This is a genomic window from Sorangium sp. So ce295, from assembly GCF_051527405.1.
Classification (GTDB): domain Bacteria; phylum Myxococcota_A; class Polyangia; order Polyangiales; family Polyangiaceae; genus Sorangium; species Sorangium cellulosum_B.
In genome coordinates this window covers 655,307-668,841 of record NZ_CP150324.1, presented here as the reverse complement: position 1 = coordinate 668,841, position 13,535 = coordinate 655,307, and the positions used below count along the sequence as shown (strand labels likewise).

General features: G+C 72.7%; 10 protein-coding genes. 5 read left to right on the top strand and 5 right to left on the bottom strand.

What is annotated here, in order from left to right:
- Nucleotides 1–15: 15 nt before the first annotated feature.
- Nucleotides 16–273, bottom strand: coding sequence for a GlsB/YeaQ/YmgE family stress response membrane protein (locus WMF11_RS02505; RefSeq protein WP_437549160.1), 258 nt, complete (start codon nucleotides 271–273; stop codon nucleotides 16–18).
- 433 nt (nucleotides 274–706) lie between these two features.
- On the opposite strand from WMF11_RS02505, the gene WMF11_RS02500 reads away from it, so the two are divergent.
- Complete coding sequence (locus tag WMF11_RS02500) at nucleotides 707–1,006, top strand: CsbD family protein (protein ID WP_437549159.1); 300 nt, start codon at nucleotides 707–709, stop codon at nucleotides 1,004–1,006.
- 124 nt (nucleotides 1,007–1,130) lie between these two features.
- Here WMF11_RS02500 and WMF11_RS02495 read toward each other — a convergent pair whose 3' ends face one another.
- The gene (locus WMF11_RS02495; protein ID WP_437906820.1) at nucleotides 1,131–2,498 is read right to left on the bottom strand and encodes a sigma 54-interacting transcriptional regulator; all 1,368 of its coding nucleotides are present in this window, start codon (nucleotides 2,496–2,498) and stop codon (nucleotides 1,131–1,133) included.
- Nucleotides 2,499–2,884: 386 nt separating this feature from the next.
- Between WMF11_RS02495 and WMF11_RS02490 the strand changes: the two genes are divergently transcribed.
- Genes WMF11_RS02490 through WMF11_RS02480 form a run of 3 tightly spaced genes read left to right on the top strand, consistent with a single transcriptional unit; the run spans nucleotide 2,885 to nucleotide 6,096 of the window.
- Entirely contained in the window at nucleotides 2,885–4,270 is a 1,386-nt protein-coding gene (locus WMF11_RS02490) for a cystathionine beta-synthase (RefSeq protein ID WP_437549155.1), read from the top strand.
- Between the two features lie 34 nt (nucleotides 4,271–4,304).
- A complete protein-coding gene (locus WMF11_RS02485) occupies nucleotides 4,305–4,574 on the top strand; it encodes an acyl carrier protein (RefSeq protein WP_012233072.1) in 270 nt (89 codons plus the stop codon).
- 10 nt (nucleotides 4,575–4,584) lie between these two features.
- Complete coding sequence (locus WMF11_RS02480; protein WP_437976285.1) at nucleotides 4,585–6,096, top strand: AMP-binding protein; 1,512 nt, start codon at nucleotides 4,585–4,587, stop codon at nucleotides 6,094–6,096.
- A gap of 117 nt (nucleotides 6,097–6,213) precedes the next feature.
- Here the strand turns inward: WMF11_RS02480 and WMF11_RS02475 are convergent, their stop codons facing one another.
- From WMF11_RS02475 to WMF11_RS02465, 3 genes are all read right to left on the bottom strand, one after another.
- The gene (locus tag WMF11_RS02475) at nucleotides 6,214–6,687 is read right to left on the bottom strand and encodes a hypothetical protein (protein WP_437906818.1); all 474 of its coding nucleotides are present in this window, start codon (nucleotides 6,685–6,687) and stop codon (nucleotides 6,214–6,216) included.
- A 117-nt stretch (nucleotides 6,688–6,804) separates the two neighbouring features.
- Entirely contained in the window at nucleotides 6,805–7,977 is a 1,173-nt protein-coding gene (locus WMF11_RS02470; protein WP_437906817.1) for a hypothetical protein, read from the bottom strand.
- A 323-nt stretch (nucleotides 7,978–8,300) separates the two neighbouring features.
- Nucleotides 8,301–8,825, bottom strand: a complete 525-nt coding sequence (locus WMF11_RS02465; protein WP_437549144.1) for a hypothetical protein — start codon at nucleotides 8,823–8,825, stop codon at nucleotides 8,301–8,303.
- Between the two features lie 706 nt (nucleotides 8,826–9,531).
- Here WMF11_RS02465 and WMF11_RS02460 point away from each other — a divergent pair.
- Nucleotides 9,532–13,491, top strand: coding sequence for a serine/threonine-protein kinase (locus WMF11_RS02460; protein ID WP_437976284.1), 3,960 nt, complete (start codon nucleotides 9,532–9,534; stop codon nucleotides 13,489–13,491).
- Nucleotides 13,492–13,535: the final 44 nt, after the last annotated feature.

Here is a 13,535-nt window from a genome sequence, read left to right as displayed (position 1 = left end):
GATCGCTCCGCCCGCTCATACCACCGTACGGCGCCGCGCGATCGCCTGATAGCCGGCGGTCAGCACGATGGCGCCGATGAGCGACATGAAGAAGCCGGCCGGCTCACCCTCACGGTACATGAACAGCATGCGGCCGAGCAGCCCGCCTATGAAGGAGCCGACCACGCCGATGATCATCGAGACGACCCACCCGCCCGGCTCACGTCCAGGGACGATGAGGCGCGCCAGAGCACCGACGACGAGGCCAAACAGGAGAAAGAGAATGAACGACATGGTGAACCTCCCAGAAAGGAGCGAAGTGCTCCTCGTTGCTATGCAGGCTGTTCAGCAAACGCCGCGCCATGCCCTGGAGTCCCGGCTCTCCACAGACGCCCAGCCGAGCTGAACGCCGCGGACAGAGCGCTCGCATCGCCGCATTCGCCGCGAAATCCGACCGCGGCGCGGTGCGCCTCCGGGAGAGCGGGGGCCGTCCGGTCGGATCGTGGGACTGCTTGCTTGGCCGCCCCGTGGCGTATTGCCTCAGGCGAGCCGAGAGGCAGAGCGCAGGCGAGGTAGCCTGCCCCAATCGCCCTTCCGCGTCCTCGAAAAGGCCGTTTGCGATGGGATGGCGCACCGGTTGCTAGTTCCGGAGGTTGCCAATGCGAGGTCAACGGCGGCGGCGCGCCGCAGAGAGGCTCTGCGGCGGCCACGCCACGAGGAGGATGCAATGAGCAACGCAAGCGATCGCAATGAAGGGGCAGCCGAAGAGCTGGGCGGCAAGATCAAGAAGGGCCTCGGCCAGCTGCTCGGCGACGAGCAGATGGAAGCGGAGGGCCGCGCCAAGGAGCTCCGGGGAAAGGTACAGAAGGAGGACGCCAAGGCGGAGGAGCGCGCGAAGGGCGCGCTCGAGGAGGCCGCCGGCGCGATCAAGAACCGGGTCGGCAAGCTGGTCGACGACGAGCAGATGGCCGCCGAAGGGAAGGCCAAGGAGCTCAAGGGAGAGAACCGGCAGAAGGCCAATCAGTAACCAGCGAGAGGGCGCGCCCTGGCGCCGCCCGCCGGGGCGAGCCGCCTCCGGCGCCGCCCTGGCCGCTCCCCACTCACCAGACGCGCGCGCGGCTGTCTCCGGCGCTGGCCCGCGGGCCAGGCCGTCACGCCTCCGTCGCCGAGACGCCGTGCCGCTGGAGGAGCTCGCGCAGGTGGCTGCGGTCCATCCGCGCCGCGCGGGCCGCGCGCGAGAGGTTGCCGCCGTTCGCCCGCACGAGCGCCGTGAGGAACGTGCGCTCCCAGCGCGCCACGGCGCGCTCCTTCGCCTCGCGGAACGACAGGCTGAGCTCGTCCTCCCGGGGCGCCGGGAGCGCCGGAGCCCCGCTGTCCGCCCCCTCGGAGCCCATCACGGCTTCGCGGAACAGCGCGGGATCGATCATCAGCACCGCGCGCTCCACCGCGCCGCGGAGCTCGCGGACGTTGCCCGGCCAGTCCTGCCGCATGAAGGCCTCCAGCAGCTCGCCGGGGGGGCTCTGGTCCTGGCCCTGCGCGAGCTGCCGGTAGAAATGCGCGGTGAGCAGCGCGATGTCGTCGGGGCGCTCGCGCAGCGCGGGGACGCGGAGGCGGACGATGTTGAGCCGGTAGTAGAGATCCGACCGGAAGTTTCCGCGGTTCACCTCCTGGCGGAGATCGCGGTTGGTCGTCGCGATGACCCGGATATCGAGCTTGGTCGGCTCGATCGTGCCGATGCGCCGGATCTGCCGCTCCTCGAGCACGCGCAGGAGCTTCGGCTGCATGTCGAGCGGGAGCTCGCCCATCTCGTCGAGCAGCACGGTGCCGCCCCGCGCCGCCTCGAAGGCGCCGGCGCGCGCCGCCTGGGCGCCCGTGAACGCCCCCTTCGCGTGCCCGAAGAGCTCGGCCTCGATGAGCGTCGGCGGGATGGATCCGCAGTCGATCACGACGAACGGCCCCCCCGCGCGCGGGCTGCTCTCGTGGATCGCCTCGGCGAGCAGGCCCTTGCCCGTGCCCGTCTCGCCCTCGATCAGCACCGTCGAGTCCGACGCGGCGATCCGCGGCAGCGCCCCGAAGATGCGGCGCATCGCGGCGCTCTGCCCGAGCACCCGGCCGTACCGCTCCTCGTCGCCGAGCGGCTCGCGGATCTCCTCGGCCAGCGGCTCAAAGCGGAGCGTGGACTGCCCGACCCCGAGCGAGGCGCCCGGCAGGAGATAGGCCGCCTCGACGCGGAAGCCGGAGAGGGTCGTGCCGTTCTTGCTGCCGAGATCGCGGAGAAAGAACCCCCGCGGGGTGACCGAGATCACGCAATGGTGCCGGGACACCGCCCGGTCGGTGAGGATGAGCTGGTTGCCGGGCGCCGTGCCGATCACGAACTCCGTCGCGTCCGACGTCTGGGACGCCCCGGCGTCCGGGCCGGCGGTCACCTGCACGCGGAAGCGGCTGAACGCGATCTCCTTGGAGCGGACCTTGAGGAGCGCCGTCTCGGCGCTCGGATGGATCTTCGGCTCGGACGCCATTTCGCCAGCCTACCACAGGGAGCGCGGCGCGAGATCGCCCGCCGGCCCGCGCGCCCCGGCGCGCGCAGCAGCGCCGCGTGGCGTTGACGTCAGCGGGTCAGCGCGCCAGCGCCGCGCCCCGGCGGCTCGCGCCGGAGAGCTCTGGCTCGCCACCGTCAGGGCCTTTGAACCCGTGACGATGACGTGCCGGATAGGGGCAGTGTGGACTCATCGTAAACACCATCTCTTTTGTCGTTGTCTCCGGAAGGATAGGAAGGATGACCGGCGGCCGGGCCCGGCGGTCACGGCCGTCACGGCAGGCGCGCGCCCTCGCCAGCGCCTCGGCGAGCCTGCCTCTCGCGTGCTCCCCTTGTCGCTTCGACGCGCGGCGGCTAAGAGGTCTCCCCATGATGCGAGGCGCGCGCAGCGATATCACGAAGGCCGTCGGTGACACGCCGATCGTCAAGCTGAACCGGGTCACGGAGGGGCTCGAGAGCGACATCTATGTGAAGTGCGAGTACCTGAACCCGGGCGGCAGCCACAAGGATCGGGTCGCGCTGAACATGATCCGCGACGCCGAGGCGAACGGGCTCAAGCCCGGCGGGACGATCGTCGAGGCGACCAGCGGCAACACGGGCGCCGCGCTCGCCATGGTCGCGGCCATCCGGGGATACAAGTGCGTCTTCGTCATGCCGGACAAGATGTCGCAGGAGAAGATCGCGACGCTGCGCGCCTATGGCGCCCGCGTCGTGGTCTGTCCCACCGCCGTCGAGCCCGACGACCCGCGCAGCTACTACCAGGTGGCGAAGCGCATCGCCGACGAGACGCCGAACTGCTTCTACGCGAACCAGTACCACAACCCGTCGAACCCCGAGGCCCACGTCCGGTCCACCGGCCCCGAGATCTGGGCGCAGTGCGGCGACGAGCTCGACGTCTTCGTCGCCGGCATGGGGACAGGGGGCACCCTGAGCGGCATTGGCAAGTTCCTCAAGGAGAGGAAGCCGGAGATCAAGATGGTCGGCGTCGACCCGGTCGGCTCGCTCTATTACGATTACGTGAAGACCCAGCGGATCACGAAGCCGTTTGCCTACAAGGTCGAGGGGATCGGCGAGGATTTCTTCCCGAGCACGATGAACCTCAAGATCATCGACGAGATCATCCGGGTCGACGACAAGGAGTGCTTCCTCATGACGCGGGACCTCGTGCGGCTCGAGGGCCTCTTCGTGGGCGGCTCCGGGGGCGCGGCGGTGGCCGGCGCGATCAAGTATGCGCGGCAGAGCGGGAAGAAGGAGAACATCCTCGTCCTCTTGCCCGACGGCGCGTCCAAGTACATCTCGAAGATCTTCAATGACGACTGGATGCGAGAGAACGGCTTCCTCGAGGAGGACAAGGGCCTCGGGACGGTGCGCGACCTGCTCGCCGTCAAGCCCAGCGGGGCGGTGGTCACCGCCGACGCGAACGCCCGGGTCCGCGAGGTCATCGACATGATGAAATCGCACGGGATAAGCCAGCTCCCGGTGACCCAGGACGGCAAGCTGGCCGGGATGGTCCACGAGATCGACCTGCTCCGGCACCTCGTTACGGGGAGCGGAACGCTCGACTCGAGCATCGGCGGGCTCGTCGAGAGCGACTATGCGACCGTGACGCCCGCGACGAAGGTCGAGCTCCTGAAGGGCGTCCTGAGCGACGCGAAGATCGCGCTCGTCGTCGACAAGGAGACGGTGCTCGGCGTCGTGTCCAAGATCGACCTCATCGACTATCTTGCCCGCAAGGCGACGCCGGCCATCGGCTGAGCGCCCGGGCTCCGGCTGGAAAGGGACGATCGCGGTGACCTACGATCTCGACACGGTGCGGCGCGCGCTGCACGACCATATCGCGAAGGAGATCCTGCTGCGCAAGGCGCCGCTCGCCCTGGACGAGGATCTGTTCGCCGGCGGGTCCGGCTTCGACTCGATGTCGCTGACGCGGGTGCTCGTGTTCATCGAGCAGCGCTTCGGCGTGAAGATCCCGGACGAGGAGGTCGACCTCGACGCGGTGTCGACCGTGGACAGCATGGCGCGCTTCGTCGCCGGCCGCATCGCGGCCGCGCAGGGCTAGCGGGGAGCGCGTGGCCGGCACGTTCCGCCTGCGCGCCGAGGACCTGGCCGCGCGCGGCGCCGCCGTCGCGCTCGCGTCGCGCGGCGCCGCGGTGACCTACGCCGAGCTCGCGGCGCGCGCGGCGGCCGTGGGCGCGGCGCTCGCCGGGACGGGCGTGCGCCCGGGCGACCGGGTGGCGCTGCTCTCGCTGGGCCGGGCGCACGACGAGCCGGTGGCGCTCGCCGGGGTGCTCACGGCCGGCGCCGTGGCGGTCCCGCTCGACGCGACCGCGCCGCCGGCGCGGCTCGGGCGGATCGCGCGGGCCCGGGGGTGCCGGGCGCTCGTGCTCGACGTCACGGCCGCGGGCCTCGCGGACGGCATCGACGCCGAGCTCGGCGGCGGCCTGCCGCGCGTGGAGCTCGACGCCGAGGGGCGCGCGCTGCGCGCGTCGGCGCGCGCCGACGCGGGCGGCGGCGGCGGGGCGAGCGGCGACGGCGGCGCGGTCGCGGTCGCGGCGGACGTCGCGTGCATCCTGCACACCTCGGGCAGCACGGGCGAGCCGAAGCCGGTCCCCATCACATGGGCGGGGCTCGACGCGTTCACGGCCTTCTGCATCGACCTCGTCGGGCTCACGCCGGCGGATCGGGTCCTCCGCGTGGCCGAGCTCGTCTTCGATCTCGCCTGGTTCGACCACCTCGCGACGTTCCGCGCGGGCGCGACGCTCGCCACGATGGCGCGGCGCGACCTCGCCTCGGGCCGCGCGCTCCGCGACGCGGTGAGCGCGCTCGCGCCGACGGTCATCTACGGCGTGCCGTCGATGTTCATGAAGCTCGTCGCGGCGCTCCCCGCGGCGGACGCGGGCGCGCCGGCGCCGGCTTTCGCGCTCTCGCCCGTGCGCGCGATCCTGTTCGCCGGCGAGGTCTTCCCGCCGCGCGAGCTCGTGGCCCTGGCGGCGCGGGCGCCCGGCGCGGCGCTCTACAACCTCTATGGCCCGACCGAGACGAACGTCTGCACGTTCCACCAGGTCGATCGCGCGGCGCTCGACGGGGCGAGCGAGGTCCCGATCGGCGTCGCGTGCCCCTACGCCGACTGCGCGCTGCTCGCGGAGGACGGGGACGGCCGCGTCGTCGACGGCCCCGGGACGGGCGAGCTCGTGGTCTCGGGGCCGACGACCGTCGACGGCGGCCCGTACCGGACCCGCGACCGGGTGGAGCGCAAGGCCGACGGGCTCTTCTACTTCCGGGGCCGCATCGACCGGATGGTGAAGATCCGGGGTTACCGGGTCGAGCCGGGCGAGGTCGAGGCCGCGCTCGCGTCACACCCCGCCGTGCGCCAGGCCGCGGTGATCGCGGTGGAGGATGCGCGCCTCGGCAAGACGCTGCGCGGCTTCGCCGCCCTCGCAGGCGACGCGGACGATCGCTCGCTCAGGCTGTATCTTGCGGAGCGGCTGCCCCCGTACATGGTCCCGGACACGATCGTCGCGATGGACGAGCTGCCGCGGACCTCGACGGGGAAGATCGATTATCGCGCGCTCCCCGGGTGAGACGCATGTCTGGAGCCACCGCAGCGTCGTGAATCCACGATAGCGAGATTGCCACTCTGTTCAACGGGGCCCACGTCACGGCCCAGGCTCGACAGGGTGGACAAGGCGCAGTCGCCGTCAACCGTTCGGCGCCATCATGAACCACTCGTGGTACACGTGCGCCACATAGAACCGCTCGCCCGGCACGCGGTCGCACACGGCGAGGAATCCGGCGGAGAAGAACTCGAGCCGAGGGTCGTCGACGTAGGTCGTGTCCTTCAGGAAGGCGATCAGGCTCTTGCCGTCGTCTCCGATGATCGTGCGGACGATGGTGATGTTGGGGTGGTGCGACCGGCCCACCGGCAAGAGCACGTCATGTCCCGCGATCTGCAGGAACTCTGCCGGATCGGGCTTGTAATCGTCCTCGAGGTCCGGAGACGCGGGCTCCGGGAGCCACGAGGGCCGCTCGCTCGGATCACGGAGGTGCCATTCCCACGAGTCCGGCCCCTCGTGCTTCTCGATGATGCGGTCGTACCGGAAGCGCTTGAGCTTCGCTATCGTCTCGGGGGACAGATCCGCGAGACGGAGCGGCGGAGAGGTGTGGCTGGACATGCGGAAACCTAGCACGGCCCGCCCTGGCCCACCCCTCGCCCCCGTCGCGCCGCGGAGAACGCTGCGTCGCCGGGATCGCGGCGGTGACAGGCGCGCCCGTCACCGCCGCGCGTCGCATCAATGCGCCCCGATCTTGGCGCCCGCGCTCGCGCGGGCCGACGCCGACGCCTTGAAGCTCGGCTTGGGGATCGAGATCTTCGGCGCCTTGATCTGCACGTTCACGCTGGGCGGCGTCACGCGGATGCTCGGCGCCTTGACATGGACGTTGGCCTTCGCGTTGGCCTTGGCAGCCGCGCCGGCGCCCGCATGGACATGGACCTTCGGGTCGATGTCGGCCTTCGCCTTCAGGTCGGCGTGCGCGAGCGCGCGGGCGTGCACGTCCCAGTCGGTCTTCACGCGCACCTTCACCCGCGGGGCGCGCGCGTGGACGGCGAACGCCGCCCCGGCACGGTAGCCGCACAGGGCCACCGCCGAGCGGCCCGCGTTCCGCACCGCGATGGTCAGCTTCAGCGGATCGGCGGCGAGCGCGAGCTTGCCGGTCAGGTACGCCCCCGCGGCCACCCCCGCCGCCGCGGTCGCGGCCACGTCCGCGGTCGCGACCGCCGGAGCGAGGACGACCACCTGCGGCGCCTCGGCCACCACGCCGAGCGTGATCTTGCGCTCGCCAAGGTCGATGGGCTTCAGGTCGGCGTCGAGCACATAGACGCGGACCTCGCCGGTCACCTCGTCGACCAGGAGCTCGAGGCGGTCGTCGCCCACGATCTCGATGCGCCCGCCGTGCGGGCCGAGCTTGCCCTCCGGCAGCCCGAGCTCCGCCGACGCCTTGGCGTTGGCGAAGAGCTCGGCGGTGCCGCCGGCGGGCACGTGCAGCGTCCCGTTCCACGGCTTGCCAGCGACGCTGAGCGTGTAGCCGATCTCGGTGAGATCCGCCTCCAGCTTGGGGCCGGCGGCGACCAGGAGGCCGGTCTTCGCGTCGAGCGTGAGCGGCACGGTCTTCTCCCCGGAAGCGTCCTTCCACACCAGCGTGCCGCTGACGTCCTCGCGGATCGGCTTGCCGTCCGGACCCGTGACCGCGGCCTTGACGTTCCCGTCGGCAGCGACATTGAAGGCGGCCTTGCCGCTCTCGTGCTCCTCGACGTAAGCGCCTTCGCCGATCGCCGACTCGGCGGTGGCGGTGGCGGTCACCTCGACCGTCGCGTTCGCCTCGGCCGGCTGCTCGCTCTTGCCGCAAGCAGCCGCGGCGGCGATCAGCAGCAGGGCGAGCACTCCGGAAACCTTGGTGATCTTCATGAAATCCTCCTCTGTGCCAGCGAACCCTCGGCGGGAGCCGCGACTTCGCTTGAGCCGAGACGCCGAGGGTTGAACCTCCCCGGGCGCGCCGGCTGCGGAGCCCATCATACGCCGAGATGCCCTGGAAGGCGCGGACGAGCACGAATATCGGTAGGAATCAAAAGATCCAGGGAAACAGAGGTAGGACAATGGCACTCACGGCCGCCAAGCGGCCGTGTCGTGCCTACCGGCGATTCGTTCAGCGAGCCGTGCGTCCACGTCGAGCGCGATGATCGGTGATCGATCGCCCATGATCGGTGGCCGCCCGCGCCCCGGCGCCGTGTTCAGGGGCTCTCGGCGCCCTGATCTCCGCCCATGTCCAGGATCTGCGGGCACTTGCGCGCCACCGCATCACACTCCGGAGGAGCCGTCTCGAGCGAGCTCAGCGCCGAGTCGCACGTGAGCTCCCGGACCCGCTGCGTCTGGGCGAGCAAGCAGACCTCGTACTCGGCCACCGTGGCGGAGCAGCCGGCGCGGTGCTCGGTCGGAGGCATGCAATCCGCTGCGTGGTCGTCCTGCTCCGCGGCCGCCTCGTCGGCCGTGGAGAGGCACTCGTCCTTCACCGTGCCGCACGGCTGCCCGACGGCGGGAGACGCGACGAGGCCCAGGTACTCACAGGCATCTTCCTTGGAGAGCTTCACCCTCGCCGCGAGCGAATCGCAGGCGGATTGGACGTCATCGGCCGTCAGATCCCTGAGCTGCTTGGAGCTCACGGCGCTGTCCGTCGGGGCGGAATCTGCACCTTCGCCGCCGCACGCAGCGAGGAACAGGACGGTCAACAAGGCCCCGAGATGAGTCGAATGCTTCATTCGTTGGTTCCCTTTCTAAGTGCGGCCGCCAGCGCGGGCCGTGAGCGCACCGGGAGCAAACCGTGTACCGCGAGCTCAGCTGTGCACGATGGGATCGCACGGCGCGGTCGAAGCTCGATGAAACCGGACAACGACATCGGAGATGTCGAATCCACCAAGCGGGGAAAGCAGGCGATCCCCGGCGGTCCGCTCGCCGCGAGAGACCGAGACGTCCCCGCCCGAGCGCCGCGCGGCGGGGCTCGCCTCGACATCGCGTCTCGACATGCGGCGACGACCACGGCGGCAGAGCGCGCCTCCGCGGAGTCCCGGGTTCACCGTGTCTCGCGCGGCGCCAGCGTCCAGAGGGCCCGCGCGCCGGCGCTCCCTCCGTGCACGCGCAGCGCGGCCGCGCTGCGCCACGACGGCGCGGCGCGCCGGCGGCGCAACGGCGAGTCGAGACGCGCCGCGCCTCCGCCCCGGCGCGAGCCTCGATAGCCATGCTCCGCCGCCTCATGTGTAGTCGCCTGTCGGTGCGGCAGCCCCGCCGCCCGGCGTTCGTGCGATGAGCTGGCCTCCACACAGACCTGTTGTACGGTCGGCCGCGCCGTGACATCATCGCGCGCCGTCGGGTGGATGTACTCAGCTCCAGCGTGGATGTCGGGAAACCGCTTTTGACCTACCACCTGGGGCGAATCCAGGCCCGGGCCAAGGCTGCGTCGGTCCCTCGATGATCACGACGCCGAGCTCGCAACAGGCCAGGCCGCCTCCGGATGTCCCGGTGTCCATCGGGCCGTGGCGGGTGCTCGCGCCGCTCGGCCGCGGCGGGATGGGGGTCGTCTACCGCGCTCAGCACAGCGTCACGGGCGCGCTCGCGGCGCTGAAGACCGTCTGCGTGGGCGACGAGAGCCTCGTCTCCAGCATCCGCCGCGAGATCCACGCGCTCCGCGGCGTCGAGCACCCGGGCGTCGTGCGGGTGCTCGACGAGGGGGTCCAGGGCGGGATCCCGTGGTACGCGATGGAGCTGATCGAGGGGCGCACGCTCCGCGATCACAACCAGGAGCGCTGGCGCGCCCGCGGGAGCGTGAGCAGCGAGCCGACCGTGAGCGTCTCCACGGCCATGAACGCGCAGGCCAGCACCGCGACGGCGGAGATCGCGCCCGCGTCGATCATCCCGCGCTCGTGCCAGCCCTTCGCGCCGCGCCCGTTCCACCGCGCGGCGGGCGGCGCGCTCCGCCAGGCGCTGACGCTCCTCCGCGCGATCTGCCGGCCGCTCGCGTACGTCCACGGCCGGGGCCTCGTCCACCGCGATCTCAAGCCGGACAACGTGTTCATCCGCCCGGACGGCACGCCGGTGCTCTTCGACTTCGGCCTCGCTTTCCAGTTCGAGGGCCACACAGGGCGCGACGTGCTCCAGGCGGGCGGCAGGCTGATGGGCAGCCCCGACTACATGTCCCCCGAGCAGATCCGCGGCGACCTCGTCGACGCGCGCGCGGACCTCTACGCGCTCGGCTGCATGATCTACGAGGCCGTGACCGGGGGCGTCCCGTTCCTCGGCGACTCGAGCTCCGTCGTGCTGTCCATGCACCTCTACGCCGAGCCGCTCCCGGCCTCCGAGCTCGTCGCCGACGTGCCTCCCGCGCTCGACGCCCTCATCGCGCGGCTCCTGAAGAAGCGCCCCGAGGACCGGCTCGGCTACGCCGACGAGGTCGCGACCGCCCTCGCCGAGCTCGGCGCGGCCGACACCCCGCCGCACGACTGGAGCGGCGCGGCGCGCGCGCGCGTGCGCGTGCCGAACGCGCAGCCGTACCTGTACCGGCCGCGCCTCGCCGGGCGCGAGGAGGCGCTGCAGCAGATCACCGCGGCGCTCGAGCGCGCCCACGAGCGGCGCCAGGGCAGCCTCGTCGTCGTCGGCGGCGAGAGCGGCGTGGGCAAGACGCGCCTCGCCGTCGAGGCGGCGCACCAGGCGGCGCTCAACCGCATGGCCGTGGTCACGGGCGCGTGCGCGGCCGTGTCCGCCGAGGTCGAGCGCGAGGGCGCGGTCAAGGCCGCGCCGCTGCACCCGTTCCGGCCGCTCCTGCTCGCGGTGGCCGACCGGTGCAACGAGCTCGGCCCCGCGGGCTACGACGCGCTGCTCGGCCCGCGCGGCAGGGTCCTCGCGCCGCACGAGCCGTCGCTCGCCCAGCTCCGCGGCCACGACCGCTACCCCGAGCCGCCCGAGCTGCCGCCGGACGCGGCCCGCTACCGGCTGCGGACCGCGCTCGCCGACACGCTCGCCGCGTTCGCCGCGGCGCGGCCCGTCCTGCTCGTGCTCGACGACCTCCAGTGGGCCGACGAGAACTCGCGCGCCGTCCTCGAGCACCTCGACGCCGACTACTTCGCGGCCCATCCCGTCGTCCTCCTGTGCGCGTACCGGACCGAGGAGACGTCGCCCGCGCTCTCCTCGCTCCTCGGCGCCCCCTGGGCCTCGCGGCTCGAGCTCGGGCGGCTCGACCGCGGCTCGGTCGGGCGGATGGTGCGCGACATGCTCGCCCTGGACGAGCCGCCGGAGGCGTTCGTGCAGTACCTCTTCGAGCAGTCGGAGGGGAACCCGTTCTTCATCGCCGAGTACCTCCGGGCCGCGATCCAGGAGCGGGTGATCTACCGGGACGAGGCCTACGCGTGGCGCATCCGCGCGGGCGCCGAGGGCGCCGCTGCAGAGCGGCTCGCCCGCGCCGCGCGCGGGAGCCAGCCGCCCGCGCCGCTGCCGCTGCCGGGCTCGCTGCGCGAGCTCGTGGCGCGCCGGCTGTCGGGGCTGAGCCGCGAGGCGCTCGCGCTCGCGCGGCTCGCCTCGGTGCTGGGCCGCGAGCTCGAGGAGCGCCTGCTGCTCGGCGCCGCGGGCCTCGCCGAGGTCGACGCCATGGACGCGCTCGCGGAGCTCGCCCGCCGCCACGTGCTCGAGGAGACGGAGCCGGGGCGGCTCGGCTTCGTGCACGACAAGCTGCGGGAGATCGTCTACGCGGGCATCCCCGAGTCGGAGCGGCGGGCCCTGCACGCCGCCGCCGCGCGCGCGATCGAGCAGCGCCACCGCGACGCGCCGGGCCTCGCGCTGTCGTACCCGCTCCTCGCCCACCACTATGGAATCGCGGGCGCCGTCCAGAAGACGCTGGAGTACCTCGACAAGGCGGGCGCCCAGGCCCTCGCGACGGGCGCCTCCGGCGACGCGGTGGATTTCTACAAGAGGGCGCTCGACCTCGACGGCGCGCACCCGCCGGAGGAGCGCGCGCCGCCGATCCGGCGCGCGCGCTGGGAGCGGCGGCTCGGCCAGGCCCACTACAACCTCGGCGATCTGCTCGGCGCGGAGCGGCACTGCGCGGCGGCGCTGGAGCTGCTCTCCCGGGACGAGGCCGCGTGGCTCCGCGCGGGAGAGCGCGCGGCGAGCGGCCGCGCGGGCCTCGGGGAGCGGCTGCGCCCGGCGATGGCCTCGCTGAAGCAGCTCGGCCTGCAGCTCGCGCACGTCGCTGGCCTGCCGGCCCCGGTCGCGCGCGACGCGGCCGAGCGCGCGCGCCTCGCCGAGGCGTCGCTCGCGGCGGAGAAGCTGTCGGAGACCTACCTGTTCCGCAACGAGCCGACGCTCGCCTTCCTGGCCGCGCTGGCGGCGACCAACGCCGCGGCGCGGCTCGGCCCGTCGCTCGCGCTCGCGCGCGGGTACGCGACCCTGAGCGTCGCGTTCGGGTACGTCCCGTGGAAGGCCGTCGTCGACGCCTACGCCGCGCGCGCGACGGCGGTCGCCGCGGCGCTGGACGACCCGCAAGGCGTCGCGTTCGTCTCGTGCCTGCGCGGGCTGACGGCGCTCGGCGAGGGCCGGTGCCGCGACGCGCGGGCGCTGCTCACCCAGGCCGAGCGGCTGGCCGAGGCGCTGCACGACCGCCGCCGCAAGGAGGAGTGCATCACGCTGCTCGCCGGCGCGGCGTACTCCGAGGGCCGCTGGAGGGAGGCGCTCGACCTGTACGGCGCGCTCGTGATCGCGTCGCGCGAGAGCGACAACGCGCAGGGCCACATCTGGGCGGAGAGCGGCCGCGCGCAGTGCCGGCTGCTGCTCGGCGACGGCGAGGGCGCGATCGCCATCTTCGACGCGCTGTCGGCCGAGGTGCAGCGGCTCGGCGACCGCACGCAGCAGATCACGCACGGCCAGGTCGCGCTGGGGCACCTGCTCCGCGGCGCGCAGGGCGAGGCCCGCGCGGCCGCCGAGCGGACGCTCCCCATGCTCCGCGAGGGACAGCCGGCGGGCTACCACTGCCTGTACGGCTATGCGGCGGCGTGCGAGGTGCTGCTCGCGCTGCTCGAGGACGCGCCTGGCCCGGCGGAGCGGCGCGAGCTCTCACGCCTCTCTGCGGAGGCGTGCCGCGCGCTCGGCCGGTACGCGCGCATCTTCCCCCTCGGCCGCTCGACCTCGCTCCGCCTGCGCGGCCTCGCCGCGTGGCTCGCCGGCGGCCACGCGCGCGCGAGGCGGCTCTGGGCCGCGGCGATCGACGACGCCCTGCAGCGCGGCCTGCCCGTCGAGGAGGCGCGCGCCCGCTTCGAGCTCGCGCGGCACCTTCCGCGCCGCGATCCGGAGCGCGAGCGCCAGATCGCGCGCGCCGCAGCGGTCTTCTCCGCGCTCGATCTCCAGCACTGGCGCGACCGGGTGGCCCGGCTGCGCGAGCGCTAGGACCTCGCGTCCCGGACGAAGAGCACAAAAAAAGAGCGCCCATT